The 17,612-nt window shown below is 43.3% G+C and carries 10 protein-coding genes; all 10 read right to left on the bottom strand.

The window, feature by feature from the left end; translation table 11 throughout:
• Positions 1-10: 10 nt before the first annotated feature.
• The 10 genes from GRFL_RS01430 to GRFL_RS01475 all read right to left on the bottom strand — a co-directional run bounded on the left by GRFL_RS01430 (position 11) and on the right by GRFL_RS01475 (position 17,552).
• Positions 11-1,699 carry an arylsulfatase gene (locus GRFL_RS01430; protein WP_206601058.1) on the bottom strand — a complete coding sequence of 563 codons (1,689 nt, stop codon included), beginning with the start codon at positions 1,697-1,699 and terminating at the stop codon, positions 11-13.
• A complete protein-coding gene (locus tag GRFL_RS01435) occupies positions 1,696-3,867 on the bottom strand; it encodes a beta-L-arabinofuranosidase domain-containing protein (RefSeq protein WP_169833965.1) in 2,172 nt (723 codons plus the stop codon). Before GRFL_RS01435 ends, GRFL_RS01430 begins: the two co-directional genes overlap by 4 nt.
• A 15-nt stretch (positions 3,868-3,882) precedes the next feature.
• On the bottom strand, positions 3,883-6,324 hold the full coding sequence (locus GRFL_RS01440; protein ID WP_083642827.1) for a glutaminase family protein: 2,442 nt from the start codon (positions 6,322-6,324) through the stop codon (positions 3,883-3,885).
• Positions 6,325-6,332: 8 nt separating this feature from the next.
• Entirely contained in the window at positions 6,333-7,514 is a 1,182-nt protein-coding gene (locus GRFL_RS01445; RefSeq protein WP_083642829.1) for an aldose epimerase family protein, read from the bottom strand.
• Positions 7,504-8,604, bottom strand: coding sequence for a glycoside hydrolase family 43 protein (locus GRFL_RS01450; protein ID WP_083642831.1), 1,101 nt, complete (start codon positions 8,602-8,604; stop codon positions 7,504-7,506). The genes GRFL_RS01445 and GRFL_RS01450 overlap by 11 nt, the downstream gene beginning before the upstream one ends.
• A gap of 8 nt (positions 8,605-8,612) precedes the next feature.
• Positions 8,613-10,433, bottom strand: a complete 1,821-nt coding sequence (locus GRFL_RS01455) for a glycoside hydrolase family 2 protein (RefSeq protein WP_173850096.1) — start codon at positions 10,431-10,433, stop codon at positions 8,613-8,615.
• A gap of 42 nt (positions 10,434-10,475) precedes the next feature.
• On the bottom strand, positions 10,476-11,651 hold the full coding sequence (locus GRFL_RS01460; protein WP_086047694.1) for a glycoside hydrolase 5 family protein: 1,176 nt from the start codon (positions 11,649-11,651) through the stop codon (positions 10,476-10,478).
• Positions 11,652-11,797: 146 nt separating this feature from the next.
• On the bottom strand, positions 11,798-12,490 hold the full coding sequence (locus GRFL_RS01465; protein WP_083642835.1) for a DUF3823 domain-containing protein: 693 nt from the start codon (positions 12,488-12,490) through the stop codon (positions 11,798-11,800).
• Positions 12,491-12,509: 19 nt separating this feature from the next.
• Positions 12,510-14,399, bottom strand: a complete 1,890-nt coding sequence (locus tag GRFL_RS01470) for a RagB/SusD family nutrient uptake outer membrane protein (RefSeq protein WP_083645912.1) — start codon at positions 14,397-14,399, stop codon at positions 12,510-12,512.
• Positions 14,400-14,411: 12 nt separating this feature from the next.
• Positions 14,412-17,552: a SusC/RagA family TonB-linked outer membrane protein gene (locus GRFL_RS01475; protein ID WP_083642837.1), complete on the bottom strand. Its 3,141-nt coding sequence runs from the start codon at positions 17,550-17,552 to the stop codon at positions 14,412-14,414.
• Positions 17,553-17,612 lie beyond the last annotated feature (60 nt).

The raw sequence follows: 17,612 nt of genomic DNA on the forward strand, positions 1-17,612 counted from the left end.
TTCGTTAATCTTATTTCGGAGCAGGAAAAACATTCGTTTCCTCTGCCATTTTTTGCCAGGCTGCATTCATTTCTTCAACTTTCTGAGGATTTTCCGCAGCCAGGTTATTCATTTCAGTTCGATCTTTCGCCAGATTATACAATTCCCAGTCTTCATTTCCACCTCGTCTAACGATCTTCCAGTCACCATCGCGAAAGGCTGCTGAGCCAAAATGCTCCCAGAATAATTGTCTGTTTTCAGGTTTCGTTTCTTTTTTCAAAGTCTCTACCATGGAAATCCCATATTCCGGGGTGATCTCATGACCATTAAATTCAGTTGGATATTCCGCGCCTGCCAGTTCAACAATGGTTGGCATCAGGTCGATAACATGAAATACATTGTCTCTTATTTCTCCCTTGTCCTTGATCTCCTTGGGCCATTGCGCGATGAATGGTGTGGTGATCCCTCCTTCATAAACCTGGGCTTTCCAGTACCGGAATGGCGCATTGAGCGTATTTGCCCAGACCGGACCTATACCCGAATAAACTGTTTCCGATCCCGGTAAATGATCAGCTTCTTTTTCAGTTGGATAGAATATCTCCTCACCACTTCTTGTACTACCAGGCCGATCAAAACCAGGGCCGTATCTGGAAGGCCTTTCTGAGCTCGCACCATTGTCAGATAAAAAGAAGATTACCGTATTATCATATTCTCCGGTTCGTTTCAGTTCTGCTATTAAATCACCAATCGTTCTATCCAGACGATCCACCATTGCTGCATGTACAGCCATAGCCTGAGTATCCCACTTCTGGTGTTCATTTTTATCCCAATCCTGATCCTCAAACATAAATTCTGAAAGTTGTGCGATATCACCTTTCAGAATTCCTTTATCTATCAAATTTTGATACCGTTCCTGCCGAATCTTTCTCCAGCCTTCGGTATAAGTGTCCTGGTATTTTTCAATCAGATCTTCCGGAGCCATCAATGGCCAATGTGGCGCGCAATGGGCTACATACAAAAAGAACGGTTCTTTATTTCTTGAAAAATCTTCGATATAAGCAACCGCGGTATCTCCGATAGCATCAGTATAATAAAAATCATCTGGCACTTCCTTGACCTGTTCCGTGCCATTGACCAGCGCAAAAGGATCAAAATAATCGACCACTCCCCAAATGTTTCCGTAGAATTTATCAAAACCACGAGCCGTTGGGTATGAATCAAGGTCTGAAAACTCTCCGTAATTTTCCTGATGGCTTAACCACTTCAGTTGTTTTTCCTTTTCCAGTTCATTGGTTTCAGAAACATGCCATTTTCCTACCATTCCCGTTTGATAGCCTGCCTGACCTAAAACCTCGGCTATGGTCACCGTATTTTCAGTAAGACTTCCACGGTAACCTGGCAATCCCATATCCATGGTCATGCGGCCGATCCCGGCTTTATGAGGATACTGCCCGGTGAGCAAAGCTGCTCGTGAAGGACAGCACCTGGATGTATTATAAAATGAGTTGAAGCGTAGTCCATTTTGTGCGATAGCATTCAGGTTTGGTGTATCAATTTCACCTCCATAGCAGCCAAGGTCAGAAAAACCAAGATCATCGGCCATGATCAGGACGATGTTCGGGCGTTCATCAACCTCCTTATTTTTTACGCCGCAGCCCGCAATTAAAGTCACGAACCAGCTTAAAACTATAACTCGAAAAACCTGAAAAAAATTTGTCATTCCGTTTGTTTCCATTCGTTTGCATTTTCACCTTCGCCAATAACCGGGAAACTGCTTATTCTTAATCTGGCCGCTCCCATCGGGATCAGCTCTACGGTTTCAGTTTCTTCGGAAGATTTCACAGGGCTCTCCTGTAATTCTCCGGCCAATCCATATTGATCGATCGTCCATTGCGGAATTTGCTTTGCTTTGGCTTTCAGTACAATTGGTGTAGTTTCCGGCGTAAATGGAAAATCGTTTTCCGGCCAGTCTCTTTCTTCAATTGTAAAAGAGTTTGTTACGTCGTCTTCAAGCAGCAAACCATAATTCCAGTCGGTTGTTGGATGAATTTCATAAGATGGCCATTTTTTAGTATCCGCACCTTCCTGCCATTTGGAATCCCAAACAGCCGTTTCATCGCTTTGTTTTTTTGTGTATTCCTCCCCAATTTTCAGAGAAAAGCTTAGCGGACCATAATTTACACTAACGCTATTATGGTTATTCTCCCACTTTTTCATTTCCAGTTTCTTCGGAAGGTCCAAAGTCACGACATCTCCATTTTGCCAGTTTCGATCAATCCTTACATATTTTCCTGCTTCGGGAGCTGTTTCAGTTTTTGTACCGTTGATACTTACAGAAGCTTCCTGAGCCCAAGATGGAATCCTGAAATACAATGGGAAAGCAGTCCCTTTTTCCGAAGTGGAAATACTGAATTTTATCGCCTGCTCAAAAGGATAGTGAGTTTCCGTAGAAATTTCAACCTCCTGCCCGTCTGCAACTTTCGCCGAAACAGTGGAAGGTCCGTAAATAACAGCTGCCAGACCGTTATCTGGCGTTGCCATCCAAAGATTTTCTACCATATATGGCCAGCCCTGACCATGATTATGCTGGCAGCAACGGGAACTGAAAGGGTTCATCATTAAGAAAGGACCATCGTTCATAATTCCCGGACGATGATTTTGATCGTCATTCAACACCATATTCGGACTGGTGATATAGCGCAAGGATTTCATATCTGGCATCATGGTAGCCGGGAACGTATTAAAGGCAACCTCTTCTGTGTGATCTGCCCAGAAAGTATCGCCTGTTATGCGCAGTAAGCTCTCGTTGGAGTTCATTTGCTCCACCACACCACAGGTTTCAATTCCCTGGCGTGGATCGTCATAACCAGGACGGGCATTTTCATCGGCGCCATACATTCCGCCGGGCACCTGCCCAAAATGTTCTCTTACGATCTTGAAATTATCATAGGTTGCCTTCAGATCCTTCTCATCATGGCTTAGCTGGTAATACTGCGCCGGCTCACGAAAAGCCTGTGCCACATTCACATTATGCCAGTCGATCAAATTGGAATACCATCCAGGGTAATCCATATTATCCCGCGTTTCCTTCCAGTTATGGATGTCATCTATGGAATTATCTCTTTTAGACCAATTAGACGTATTACGGTGGATCTTCTCCATCAATTCCAGCAGGAATTCATCACCGGTACGATTGTACAACCAGACAACGCTATGCAGGTTGTCACCACCACGAACCTTCTGCCAGTAATGGCTTCCAGATAAAAATTCTTCGTCTGGAACATTATTCTGAAATTTAAAATAATTGGTCATCAGGTCTATCACCCGATCGTCTCCGGAGTATTCGTAATACGACTGAAGGCAATATAACATGATCATGTTTGCCCAAAAATCCTGTGTGCCATCCTCACCCAAACGCTCGGGACCAAAATTTCCATCCTCACGCTGACTCGCAATGGCAGCTTCGATCCATTTCTCGGTTTCGGTGATCATTTTTTCATCACCCAGAATATAGGCGGTGTTCCCATAGCCCTTCAGCCAATATGGAACCTCCTCCCAGCCCCAGAAACCTTTACCATCCTCGGCCAGCCATGCATTATCTTTTTCCTGTAACCACGCACTGATCTCTCCGAGATTCCCCATTAAACCATTGGCCTGCCTTTTCATCATTTCCTTTAACCAGCCATTTGGTTTGACTGCTCCAACAGGAAGTTTGATAAGCACGCTTGATGCGAGTGGTTTTTGATTAGAAACGTAATTGGTATTCGTCGCGCTGGTATCAGGAATTTTTGCAATACTTAGTGTTTGTTCCTGTTTCTTTTCAGAATTACAGGAAAGACAGACTATCGCGATAAAAATGCTTATCCAGCTGGTTAATTTTGACATCATCTATTTTTTAAGAATTTACTCCCACTCGTCACGTAGCAGCTTAATAAAGTACCCTCCGATCACACTTCTAGCCTGGAAACCACGCTGATCACCACTGGTCGTAAAATGCCAGTCACTCATAGGAACTCTATTCTTGGTTTCGGTCGCAAATTCATATACCGGATCGGCAAATTTTTCAAAAGTCGCCTGGTCATCGGCCATGGTGGCCGTCCATAGAATCCAGTCAGATTTTGTGTAATCTGCACGGTTATCTAATGGCAGACCGTACTGGTTTTGCTTGGTGTCGTAGAATTTCAACTCTGTATCAAAAACTTCCTGAGGGAAGATTTCCAGGTCTAAAACTTTATCCCAAACCAAGTTGTATTTCTGGCTCCAGGTATTTTTATCATTATAAGTCAACGCATAGTGATCACCGGCATCTGCCAGTTCCATCCATTCTTTCGCCATTTCTTTAGCTTTCTGCGTGTATTCTTCAGCCACATCGTCTTTTCCAAGCTGCTTGGCAACATAACCGTAACCACCTACACCTACAATTGCTTTAGCAGCGAGGTTTGCATTTCTTGCCAGGTGACCGGAAAAATCATCGGTAGATAACTGATTCGCAGGATCCAGTCCGGCTTCAGTTAAGTAATTAGCCCATACGGTTAACGATTCCCAGTGCTTTTTGGCATAATCGGCATTCCCTTCAGCTTTAGTGATTGCTGCTGCCAATACCACCATATTACCCGATTCTTCTACCGGCATATCTTCACCATAAGTTTGCCCGGTTGCGATTGGATAAGTTCCAAGGTCATGTGCCGGGAAAGGCTTTTTCCATTTTCCGCTTTCAGAATAATAGAAAATCCCGTTCATCATTCCCTTTAAAAGATCTGGATTGTATAACAAATACATCGGTGCCGATGGATAGGTAATATCTACCGTATTGATCGACCCGTTACTGAAGTTTTCCTTGGACATGAACAAGATCTCACCATCAGGACTTTTGGTCAGTTTATGTGCAGCAATACTTTGTCTATAGGCAATTTCAAGTATCTTGGCATATTCCTCTCCGCCTGCTTCCACGCCGTCTTCATGCAGTTCCTCATTGAAGTCTTCACATTTTTCAATTACTTCATCATATTCAGCATAGGCTTTTTCCAGTTCGTTCTGGATCGAATTGGTCCCATCTAAATTCCACCAGGGTCTTAATTGGTTTCCGAAATAATTGATAGAATAAATATCGTCGTAACCCAGCATGATCAAATGTTCCTTTTCTTCGGAAAGTTTTTCAGCTGGGAAAATGGTATTCAGCATCAGGCTCTTTCCATCTCTTACGGAAGCGCTCATGGAATTGCTCATGAATTCTTTGGAAGCATCAGTTCCTTTGGTGATATTTTGTTTTGCGTTGGCATCTTTCGCCACAGCCACATACATGTAACCCCAGTCAATTCTCAGGTTATCACCTTTCTTTTCCAGAATTGGCTGTTCTTTGGTTCCCGCTTTCAAAAAATTCAATGCTGAAGTCGAGCCAGATTCTGTTTCCATTAACTGGCTTCTTTCATTAGAAGCGATCAGGGAAGAAGCTCCAAAATAAACCTGAACATCATGGATCTGGCCATCATTTGGTTTTGTCTTTACAGAAATATAGGAAACCGGTCTGGCCAGTAGATCCAGGTCATCCATTAAAAGCGGGGATGTAAACGTCAAATTTACATCTACGCCACCGGCAGTAAGCATATATTTTGTCTGAGTCGCGGTGAAATCCAGGCCAGTCTGCTCGGCAAGTTCTACCTGAGTTTTAGGCTTTTTTACTTCAACAATTCCGGCATCCAGAAATCTTCCGCCGGCTGTATTTTTAATATGGATAGCCAGGATATTATCCTTCTTCTTAAGTTTCGATTTTACTTCCTCAGAAATTGGGAAATAATCGTACTGGTCATTCCAGCCAGTCTTTTCCAGGATTTTCTCCCCGTTTAGATAAACCACAATATTATCATCATGATGAAGCTTTAAAAACACGTCATCAAAATTGCTGTTTTTCAGGTCGAACTTTCGGCGAACCCAAAGATCTTCGCTTTCCCATTTCGTTACATAATCATGCTCATCTCCAAATGGCGCTTTGGTACTTTTCCAGTTAGAATCATCAAAATCGGCCTTCTGCCAGCCTGATTTTGGTTCATCTTCCGTAGCCATTACCGTATACTCTCCGGCATCTGCTGCGGAAAGTACATCTACATAATTTTTAGGTTCATTCCCCAGGAAACGATAAACTTTTCCGTCGACCTTTATCAACCCCACGAGGCTCTGATCGGTACCCGTCCAGTGAACGGTAGACTGCTCATTGATCTTATCACCAAAAGACCAGATACTGAAGTTCGGGTCGTGAGTAACTAAGGGATAAGCCGGCGCCTGCCTTTGCTGGGCCGTGAGTATTCCCGAAAATATGATCGCGGTTATGAAAACTAATTTCTTTATCATGGGTGTTTTTATTGATTCGTGGTTGAAAATTTATATTCTGAAACGGTGTGATAGGTGTCACCTGGCTCCAGTGTGATCTGCGGAAATTCAGGTTGATTCGGTGCGTCTGGAAAGTGTTGTGTTTCCATGGCAAAAGCCGTACGATATTCATCTTTAGCACCAGATTTGAACGTATTCTTCGACTGCATGAAATTTCCGCTATAGAACTGAAGTCCCGGTTCCTGCGTGAAAATATCCATCACGATTCCAGATTGATCGCCTGTAACGGTCGCAGCTTTATTCAGATCACCGGTCTGAGCTTCGGTAAGCACGAAATTGTGATCGTAACCTCCTCCATTTTTAAGTTGTTCATTATCCGTTTCAATTCGCTCACCAATGGTGTGCGGTTGTGTAAAATCGAAAGGAGTACCTGCCACTTCCTTTAATTCTCCGGAAGGGATCAAACCACCATCAACCGGCGTGAATTTATCAGCCTCAATCTGCACTTCATGCTGAAGAATGCTTCCGCTTCCCTCACCATTTAAATTGAAAAAGGCGTGATTGGTCAGATTTACCGGAGTGGCTTTATCTGTCGTTGCTTCATATTCCATCATCACGGAGCGATCTGAGGTCAATGAGTAAGTAACCGTGACATCGAGGTTTCCCGGAAAGCCCTCTTCCATATCTGGCGATTTATAATGAAGCACCAGGGTGCTGTCATTTCGCTTTTCACCATCCCAAACCACATACTGGAAACCTTTTTTTCCGCCGTGTAAAGTATTCCCGTTATTGTTCTGCGGAATTGTATATTCTTCCCCATTCAATTTGAATTTACCTTTTGCGATACGATTTCCCACACGACCTATGGTAGCTCCAAAATAGGGTTCAGTGGCATTGGCGAAACCTTCTGCACTGTTCATCCCTACAACAACATCTGTCATTTTTCCGTTTTTATCCGGAACCCAAAGACCAACGAGACGGCCTCCATAATTGGTAAAAGCTGCTTTAATACTGTCATTTTTCAGCCAGTACAAACTCACTTTTTTATCGTCGATAAGCGTATCAAAATCTTTTGCCTGCAGTTCCATTTCTGAAACGGCGGTAGAGTCTACTTTGGTAGATTCGGCTGTATCCTCCTTCTTGTCATCTTTACAGGAAGTAAAGGAAATCATGGTCGCTAGCGCTAATGCCGACAGGTATTTAATTTTCATTTTCAGTATTTTTTATTTCGCTGGTGCCGGAAGGCAATTCCAGTTCGGTTCCCGGGGCTACCGGAGTTCCAAAATCTGGAGTACCATCTGCATTCCATGTTATTTTTTGCATTCTTGGAGAGCGATTTCCACCACAACCGTCTCCCGAATTCGGATTGGCGTGGTACAAGATCCAGTCTTCTGTTCCATCTGGTGATTTAAAAAACGAGTTATGACCAGGGCCATAGACGCCATTTTCAGGAGATTGTGAAAAATAAGGTTCAGGATCTTTTTCCCAGTTTTCGGCATCCAGAAGATCATCGCCAGTTAACTTAAGCAATCCCAAACTGTAATTATCGGTCCAGCAACCGCTGGCCGAAAATACAATGAACAAGTTGTCTCCATGTTCCAAAAACTGCGGACCTTCATTTACCAAAACTTCCGGGCCATTTCCATAATTTCGTTCCCAATCAAAAGTCGGAGAAGAAATTTTGATTCTTTTTCCTTCGATCGTATAGGGGTTTGACATCTTCGCGATGAAAATATCCTGGCGACCATTCTCATCACCTTCCCAACCCGACCAGATCATGTAAAGCTGATCCTGAAATTCATAGATATCGGCATCAATCGCCCATTTGTCTGATGGTGCAGCGACTTTTCCCTTGAATTCCCATTCTCCGGTCATAGGATCTTCCGAAGAATTTTCGAGTACATACATACGGTGATTCTGATTGTCGCCATCATCAGCCGCGAAATACATATACCACTTCCCCTCCAGGAACTGAACCTGAGGTGCCCAGATATTTCGGGAATACATGGTATTTTCTGGCGGTGTCCAGATCACTTTCATTTCGGCATTACCAATTTCTGAAAGGTCTTTTGTTTTCCAGATCGCCAGCTTGTTGCCTAACGTATTGGTGTAATAATAATAGCCGTCTTTATACCAGCTGTACGGATCGGCTCCTGAAGATTTCAGCGGATTCGTAAAAGTGGTTTTTTCTGAAACTTTCGGTGTATTCTCATTAACAGCAACATCGCTGTTGCCATCCTTACAGGATACAACAGCGAGTGCCCCTAACAAAACAATTTTCGTTACAATTCCTTTACTCATCTTTCAACTTAGTCCAATGTTTTAATAACTTCCTGGTTCGCTTTACGAACTCTTGCCACATCAACTTTATCAACTTTACGGTCGTAAGTCATCAATCCGTTTACCTCACCTTCTACATCTGTGGTTTGTGTGTAGACAGCTGCGGAAAATCCAGATTTCACGAGGTTCTTTAATTTCATGGCGAACTTTACGTACTCATCGGTTACCTCATCAGAATTTTTAAACTGAACATATCCCCAGTTGTTATCGGTTTTCCATAAATGCTTTTTCAGCGGAAGGCCAATTCCTCCATATTCACCCAGAACAGTAACCCTTTCCGCATCGTACAAATAAAGGTTAGGATCTGGATAATTGTGAAGATCCAGGATATCGCCGGTATGAAAGTGATTTCCACCACTGGCCGAATTCACTAATCTTGAAGGATCGTAATTTTTAGTCCACTCGGTAATTTCAACCGTATTGAACTGTCCCCATGCTTCATTGAAAGGAACCCAAACCACGATACTCGGGTAGGAATACAGGTGATCCATGATACCTTTCCATTCTTTCTTATAAATATTTTCTGAACGCTCGCTTCTCTGATCTTCGCTGCCTTTGAAGAAACTTCTTGACTGCCATCCCGGACCGCGGCCTCCATTCGGCATATCCTGCCAAACAAGAATTCCCAATTCGTCACAATGCGTGTACCATCTTGCAGGCTCAACCTTCACATGTTTTCTGATCATGTTAAAGCCTAATTCTTTCGTTCTTACAATGTCATATTTTAATGCTTCATCTGTTGGCGCGGTGTATAGACCATCAGGCCACCATCCCTGATCTAACGGACCATACTGGAAAATATCTTCGTTATTCAGCTGCATTCTGATAATGCCATTTTCATCTCTTTTACTGGAGATCTTACGCATTGCGAAATAACTCTTCACCTCATCCTGAACCTCTCCATTGCTGATAAGCTTCACCTCAGTTCGGTATAAAAATGGGGAATCTGGCGACCATAATTTTGGATCATTTACATGAATGCTGAATTCCTGGTCTAAAGATGATTTGGTAGTGCTGATCTCTTTATTACCATCGTAAACAACCACTTCGATCATATCTCCGTAAGCTGAATTGCTTCCTTCGGCAGAAACCTTTACGGTATTATTATCGATATCTGGAGTAAATCTTAAATTCTGAAGGCTTTTTTCAGCAACAGGTTCCAGCCAGACTGTTTGCCAGATTCCGGTTACCGGAGTATACCAGATCCCTTCAGGATTCTTAACCTGCTTACCTCTAGGCTGCGGCCCTTCATCACTGGGATCCCAAACCTTTACAGTTAATTTTTGTTCCCCATCCTTATTCAAAAATGGCGTGATATCAAAAGAAAACGGCTCGTAACCTCCGGAATGCGAACCTAATTTGATGTCGTTGATCCAGACATCTGCCTGCCAGTCTACGGCGTCAAAATTTAATTTGATCTTTTTACCATTCCAGTCTCCAGGAACCGTAAAAGTGGTGTTATACCATAATTCATTTTCAGCACCGACAGTTTTCATAACCCCGGAAAGACTTGATTCCACTGCAAATGGCACCAAAATATCTCCGTCAAAATTCTGTGGTTTCGCTTTGCCTTTTTGCTGGATACTGTATTCCCAGAGTCCGTTAAGGTTTTTCCAGTCCGGTCTTTCCATGATCGGTCTTGGATATTCATTTAAAGGCTTATCGGGGTTTACCTCATCTGCCCATTTACTTTTGATCTTGTCACCCGCCGGCTTCCACTGGGCTTGCATGGTAACCTGGCTTAGCAGGACTAAGCACAGGATCGTTATATTTTTAATTATAGAATTCATTGTAGTAGTTTCAGTTCTGTTTAATAATTCTTTTTCGGATTTTTATTTTGCATTCGCTTCAGCGGTCATCTGTGTGATCAGATCGGTTTCCTCTTTCTTATAAGGCTTACCATCTTTCTGAAAGACCTCGTGGAACCAGACATCTGGTTCAGAAGTGTATTTTTTAGTCCAAGTATCCCATGGGTATTTGGTTTGACTTTTTCCGTCTACAAGACCCCAGTTATACATGGCTATGTTATATTTTCTGGCAACCGGTAAGAATCCCTGGAAAGTACTTCCATTGGGACGCGCCATATATTCGGTACAAAGCATTGGTTTACCATAGCGCTTTAACTGATTGATCTTTTTCTCAAAATCTTGAGGAGTATTATAATTATGGAAAGAAATAACATCAGATTTTGCAATCTGCATCTTGTGCATTTTCTCCATTTTTTCGTGATCACTCCAATCTCCCGTCCAAAGGCCAGAAGTTAAAGGCTGGCTTGGATTTGCTGATCTAGCCCAATCGAATGCCTGGTCCAGAAGATTATAAACCAATTCCTTTTTATTCGGAATTTCAACATCTTCATAAGAAGGACCTGTCATATTATCTGGTTCATTCCAAACATCCCAGCCCAGAATTCGGTCATCATTTTTAAATTTTCCCACAGTACCGATCACGTATTCTTTTAATCTGCCGTACTGTGTAGAATCCTGTAATGCTTCCTGCCCCGGGCTTTGGACCCAACCAGAATTATGAACATGAGGCTGCGGCTCTCTTTGTTTCCCTGTTTTAGGGAACGGATCCCAGCAGGAATCGAATAATACAAATAGTGTTTTAATACCATGATTATCGGCAATGGCAAGATACTGGTCCATTCGGTCATACAATCCTTCAGCATCTTCCTTATGTAAAAGATCGTGAAGGTAAACCCTCATGGTATTCATCCCGATCTCTTCTGCCCAGCCAAGTTCTTTATCAATAGTAGCAGTATCAAAGGTCTTTTCCTGCCACATTTCAAGCTGATTGATCGCGGTACTCGGATTAAAATTAGCTCCTACCAGCCATGGCTGCTTGTCATACCAGTCATTGGCCTGCTGCTTGGTCCAAACTTCAGCAATATTAGTAGAATCTGTCGCTTCAGCTTCTGCCAGATCTTTTTTATCTGTGCTCCCTTCAGCATTTTTACAGGAGTAAAAACATAGGCTAACGAGCGTGATAAGGGTAATAATTCGCATAATTTTCATTGCAATATAATTATTTCCGCCAAATAACTAAATCGTTTTAGGCGATTCTATTGATTTAAAGTTATCTCTCCCGGTCATTTTCTTTATTCTGAAAAATGACCGGGATTGATAACAAGGCTAACTAAATCAACAGGTGATTAGAAATTTAATTTTTGAAGCGGGGAATAGATCATATCTTCTACTCCGCTGATCTTGACTCCTACACGGGCAAAAATGTAATCCTGGACCACATCACCAGGGATATCAACCTTCATATTCAAGTTACTCATATCCCCTAGGTCAGCATCAGCCCTGGCAACATGCATATCTCCATTTGCTGAAACGAATCGAGTCGTATTCAGGTAAAGTGTGACGTGTTCAATATCCCGGGCATCTTCCCCGGTTATTACCTGTTGTAGGTCGATGCTGGCGTTTACCGAAGCGCCTGCAAGATTCATTTCTGGATTTCTGATCATGTAATAGGGCATCACTTCCAGTTCCATATTGGTATCCCCTGATAGGTTTAGGTAAATAGTATCACCCTGGCTTGTTCCCTGCGAAAGTGCCTTAAAGGGTCCCTGACCTTCAATAAATTTTAGGCGGTAATCACCATTAAAAAGCAAGGAGCTGAAAGATCCATCCTGGGAAACATGCACGTCTAAGGGACCTTCTTTTCCGAAGCCGGATTGCCACAACTGGAAGCGCACATCATTCTGAGCTACCCTTATAGTATCTCCCTGGTAGGTAAGGGCACCCGTAAAGCTGGCCTGAGGTTCGTCGTAATTGTCTATCTCGCATGATACTAAAGAGAGCATCAGGCCGAGAAAAAGTATATAATATTTAGTATTCATAATCTTCAAATTTAGAGTCTTACTGGTTAGGATTTCTCACGATCAATGGGTTATTATTGATGATATCCTGACCAATTTCTGAATAGTAATTTCCTAATCTGAAACGATCGGCACCGGTCACCCTGCTAGGTTTCATCACCCTATAGGTCCACTGTCCATCATCCGAACTTCCCGGGTCACTGATCTTGTAAGGCCATAATCCCCATGGCTGTGTCAGGCGGTCTGTCACGTCACAAACATCTGAAGTAACTTCCTCTTCGGTCATCGGCACACCGTCCATCACGATATGAGCGATCCTCCATCTTTTCAGGTCGAAGAAATACAAACCTTCAAAAGCAAATTCCACGAAACGTTCATGTGCTATTCTTTCGAATGAAATATCATCAGCCGTTAATTCGGTTGTGATTCCCGCTCTGGACCGAACTTCGTTCATGTATTTTGCTGAAAGCTCCGGTTGGCCCAACTCAAAAGCTGCTTCCGCGGCATTCATCAGAACCTCTGCATAACGGTAACGGATGAACCATACATCGCTCTGTACGCCTCGCTGACCAGAACCTGCTTTTGGGTCCTGATATTTCCGGATATAAAAACCGGTTTGAGCGGTAAATTCCAGACCATCAATAGGCCCATCAAATCCAACGACCTGTTCCTGGCCGTTCGATCCTGGGAATTCTTTTTGTTGCCCTCTCGAATCACCAGAAATGATCGTTCCGTCAGGCAGTAAAACGCCTGCCCAGATATCAACCTGTCTTCCCTTAAAATTTGAACCGGGAACGATCACTGTACCTTTAAGTCGGGCATCTCTTCCTTCGAAAATATCTTCAGGATTTTCATATTTCAGGTAATTTCCGGAATTGTCTTTAACCGGTAATGGTTCGCATTCCCCTTCCAGAGTTTCAAAAGCCTCCACAAGGTTCAAAGAAGGGTTGATCCTCCCGCCTTCCTCTTCTTCCGCGCCGTAACGAGGCTGGTTGGAAATGGTGAAACCGTGAACCTTCCCGCTCTGAAGCATGTAATCTTCCACAAATATCGCTTCAGGATTATTCGATTTATCATAAAACAGGCTGGCGAAATTTTCTGAAAGATCAGGTTTCTTCATGTACAATGAATAATTACCCGCCTGCCCGTCAATAATTGCCTGAGCTGCGTCAAGTGCTGTTTGGTAATAAGCCTCTGCCCGCGAAGCTGGAATCCCAACTTCTCCACCCGGAAGCGAAACCGATGGCGTGTTCTGGCCATATCGCGCAATAGAACCGGCATATAAAGCCGCTCGAGCTTCCATGGCCAGTGCTGCTCCTTTGGAGGCACGCGATTTCACATCGGCGCTGGCCGGCAGAATATCTTTTACCGCTTCCGCTTCGTTGATTACAAAATCATAGATCGCCGCTTCTGTTTCTCGCGGATGCTGAAGATAACTCGGGTCGCCGCTAAAATCGTACTCTTCACTTTCAAGAATAAGTGGTACTCCTCCCATTCTTTTTACCAATGTAAAGTAATAGGAAGCTCGAAGGAATCGTGCTTCGGCCAAAAACCTGGTTTTATCACTTTCAGCAAGTTCTTCGGAAGCTTGCAGGCGTTCCATGAACAGGTTAATCTCACGGATGTAGCCATAATCCCAGTTACCCCAGTCTCCATATCCGCGATCAGAATTCTGAAAATGCCCGTATCTTCCGGCTTCTGACCAGAATGCCACATTGAAATCAGCTACACTCGGCCAGTCTTCGATTCTTCCGAAGTCATAGTACCTGTTATAAAAATCGGCCAGGATAGACAGCGGTAACTCAGAATCACTGAAGATCTGGTCCTGTGTTAGAATGTTGGTGGGCTCCCGGTCTAAAAACTCACTGTCTGAAGTACAGCTACCAGCCAGCACCGCCATCACCATTAAAATCGATATATGTTTTTTCATTTTCATCAGTTTTTAAATGGAAAGATTGATTCCCACATTTACGAATTTGTTCTGCGGGTATTGGAGCCCGTTCGTATCATTCACTTCCGGATCAATACCATACTGCTGCAGATTATCAATCGAGAAAAGGTTATAGGCGTTCACGTAAAAACGGGCTTTCTGAATCTTCAGTTTTTCCAGGATAGAGTCTCCTATTGAATATCCCAATTCCAGTGTTCTAGCGCGCAGGTATGTCACATTGTGCAGCCAGAATGTGGAATTTTTATTATAGTTACTGTGCCCGCGGTTATTGTACCTCAGGGCCGGGTATTTCCCCGGGATCCATTCGCTGTTCGGATCAAAGACATCAGCCCGGTGCCAGCGGTCCAGGAAAATTTCGTTCAGCGCCCCTCCATTTTGAAATGGAATTCTGGTTTCCCATTCCTGGTTCCAGGAATATCCTGAAGCTCCTGAAAAATCTGCAGAGACATCAAAATTCTTATAGGCCACATAAAAACTAAGCCCAAAATTTACCAGTGGGTTATAATTATTATAGCCAATTGGTCTTTCATCATATCCATCAATACGCCCATCTCCATTTACATCTTTATAGATAATATCTCCCGGTAGCAGAGTTTCATTTCCACGACCATCTATATCCACCGGATAATTATCGATCTCCTCCTGAGACTGAAATTGGCCAAGAGCGGTATATCCCCAGAATATCGTATTGTAGCGATCTTCTCCAGACCAGCGATAGCGGTCCCACGAATTATTAAAGCGAGGTTTATAAGAGGAGATAAACTTGCTACGAGTGAGGGAGGCATTCCCGGAAACATTGAAAGTAACATCTCCAAAAGTGTTATTATAGCTCAAAGCGCCTTCGATACCGAATTGAGCGTCAGAATTCACATTTTCATCCGGGAGTCCGTAGCCTAGTTCGCTTGGAAGAAGAATGTCATATTTTCTTCCGCGCAGGCCGGTTCTCAGCCTATAGAAGTAATCGAAAGTTGCTGAAAGTTTACCGTCGAATAAATAAGCATCTAAACCAATATCTGTAATCTTACTCTTGAACCAGGTGATATTGGTAATTGGCTGGCCTTTATCACGACTAGCGATCACTGGTTGACCGTCTAAAATAGCTATCCCGGTATTGTAGTTATAACCGGTGAGGTAATCAAAAGCGCCAATCCCGATATTATCATCTCCCAGCACCCCGTAGGAACCGCGAATCTTCAGGTTATCGAGAATAGTTGAATCACCGAGCCAGTCTTTCATGAACTGCTCTTCTGTAATTCTCCATCCACCGGAAACCGATGGGAAGTATCCTACTCGCTGGTCTGGCGCAAATTTCCAGGATGCATCACGCCTTCCGGAGAAACTGAGGTAGTACTTATCTTTATAATTATAAGACACCTGCGCGATATAGCCTATTCGGGCTTCCTCACTTTCACTATCATCATATGTATCCACATCTGAAAAATAGATCAGCGGAAGCACGTTTGTTTTTGGTACGGAATGCACCCAGTTTCTTAAGAATCTAGCTTCCTGTCTTTCCACGATGAACATGGCATCCAGGCCATGGTCACCAAAATCTCTTTTATACTGAAGCTGTCCCTGGTAGATGTTTCTCAACACCTTGTTTTGTTCTCTTTCCCTCCAGGGATTTGTACTCCCTCCAGTGGCATTATATGTATCGGTTTGAGAATCATAGGTATAAGCCTCATACGTGTACTCATGCCCATTCATCAGGTGATCTGCGATGTAGTAAGAATACATGCCTTTAAGGTTAAGGCCTTCTACAAAAGGCAGATCATATTGAGCTGTAAAGTTCGTCTGTAAAACCCTCCAGGTATCCCTTTTATAACCGCCAATTTCAAAATTGTGCAATCCCCAGTTAGTTTCATTGTGACCAATGTCATTGAGATATTCAGGATTGTCATTGGCATAAGGTCGTTCGTAAGGACGATTACGGAGAATCGCAAAACGAGGCAGCCAGTAATCATCAGCTCCTGGAATACCTGGATTAAGACGCTCTTCGATCCTTCCGTTGATTTGTACACCCACCTTCAGCCTATCAGTAATGTTGGCATTCACATTACTCTGAATATTACTTCTTTCAAAGCGGAATTCATCTCCAAGAACTGATTCTTGCTTCAGATTAGTGGCAGAGAGGTAATAATTGATATTTTCAGAACCTCCTGATGCATTCACATTTAAATTAACCAAGGGTGCATTTTTCTTGATAATGAAATCTTTCCAGTTAAAAGACTGGTAACCCATTTCCTCACCAACTCGGTATTTCTCCAACTCTTCCGGCGTGATATTGGTGCTTCCAAACTCGTTGACCTGTGATTCCGCTACCAATTGCTGGTAAGTATAAGAATCGTTCACAGGGTCTGGAAAACGCGACCAGTTTTGCCATCCTACGTAAGAATCTATATTTACGGTGCTTTTGGAGTTTTTCTTTCCTTTCTTCGTAGTGACTACCACCACCCCGTTCGCAGCACGCACCCCGTAGATCGCTGCTGAGGCATCCTTTAAAACCGTAATACTTTCGATGTCATTTGGTGCAAGGTTGTTGAACTGACCTTCATCCTGCTGAATACCATCGATCACGTAAAGTGGTGTTCCCATATTACGAACTTGTATGGCTGCACTGGCACCTGGTCTACCGTCGGCCATTCTGAAGCTTACGCCAGGAATCTTTCCCGCGAGCCCCGAACTTACTGTAGACCCTCCATGCACACGCTCCAGGTCATTGCTGGTAACGGTGGAAATGGCTCCTGTGATCGATTTCTTTTCCTGTGAACCGTATCCGGTCACCACCACTTCATCCAGTGCGGCGACGTCTTCTTCCAGTTGAACAGAAATTTCAGTTTGCGAATTCACCGGGACTTCTAAAGTTTTATAACCTAGGTAGCTAAACACAATCGTAGCATCGGGAGCGGCTTCAATACTATAATTTCCATCGAAATCAGTTGTGGTACCGCGAGTAGTTCCTTTTACCATTACATTGATAAATGGTAGCGGTTCAGGATCTTCGCCCTGGGAGGTAACCGTACCGCTGATCTCCTGTTTATCTTGTGCCTGCGCCACAAGATTCAACAAGAGACAACAAATCAGGATACTTCCTGAAATTGGTCTTTTAAATCTGAGTAATAATGTTTCCATTGATTTTCATTTAATAAAATTTAAGTTTTTGATTAGTTAATTTTTAACAACTAGGGTTGC

Origin of the sequence: Christiangramia flava JLT2011, assembly GCF_001951155.1 — a bacterium.
Taxonomy (GTDB): domain Bacteria; phylum Bacteroidota; class Bacteroidia; order Flavobacteriales; family Flavobacteriaceae; genus Christiangramia; species Christiangramia flava.

Bases quoted from the DNA above. Each gene is read 5' to 3' on its own strand.
- GRFL_RS01440 (WP_083642827.1), bottom strand. From the start codon at position 6,324: ATGATAAAGAAATTAGTTTTCATAACCGCGATCATATTTTCGGGAATA.
- GRFL_RS01435 (WP_169833965.1), bottom strand. From the start codon at position 3,867: ATGATGTCAAAATTAACCAGCTGGATAAGCATTTTTATCGCGATAGTC.
- GRFL_RS01465 (WP_083642835.1), bottom strand. From the start codon at position 12,490: ATGAATACTAAATATTATATACTTTTTCTCGGCCTGATGCTCTCTTTA.
- GRFL_RS01470 (WP_083645912.1), bottom strand. From the start codon at position 14,399: ATGAAAAAACATATATCGATTTTAATGGTGATGGCGGTGCTGGCTGGT.
- GRFL_RS01445 (WP_083642829.1), bottom strand. From the start codon at position 7,514: ATGAAAATTAAATACCTGTCGGCATTAGCGCTAGCGACCATGATTTCC.
- GRFL_RS01430 (WP_206601058.1), bottom strand. From the start codon at position 1,699: ATGACAAATTTTTTTCAGGTTTTTCGAGTTATAGTTTTAAGCTGGTTC.
- GRFL_RS01450 (WP_083642831.1), bottom strand. From the start codon at position 8,604: ATGAGTAAAGGAATTGTAACGAAAATTGTTTTGTTAGGGGCACTCGCT.
- GRFL_RS01475 (WP_083642837.1), bottom strand. From the start codon at position 17,552: ATGGAAACATTATTACTCAGATTTAAAAGACCAATTTCAGGAAGTATC.
- GRFL_RS01460 (WP_086047694.1), bottom strand. From the start codon at position 11,651: ATGCGAATTATTACCCTTATCACGCTCGTTAGCCTATGTTTTTACTCC.
- GRFL_RS01455 (WP_173850096.1), bottom strand. From the start codon at position 10,433: ATGAATTCTATAATTAAAAATATAACGATCCTGTGCTTAGTCCTGCTA.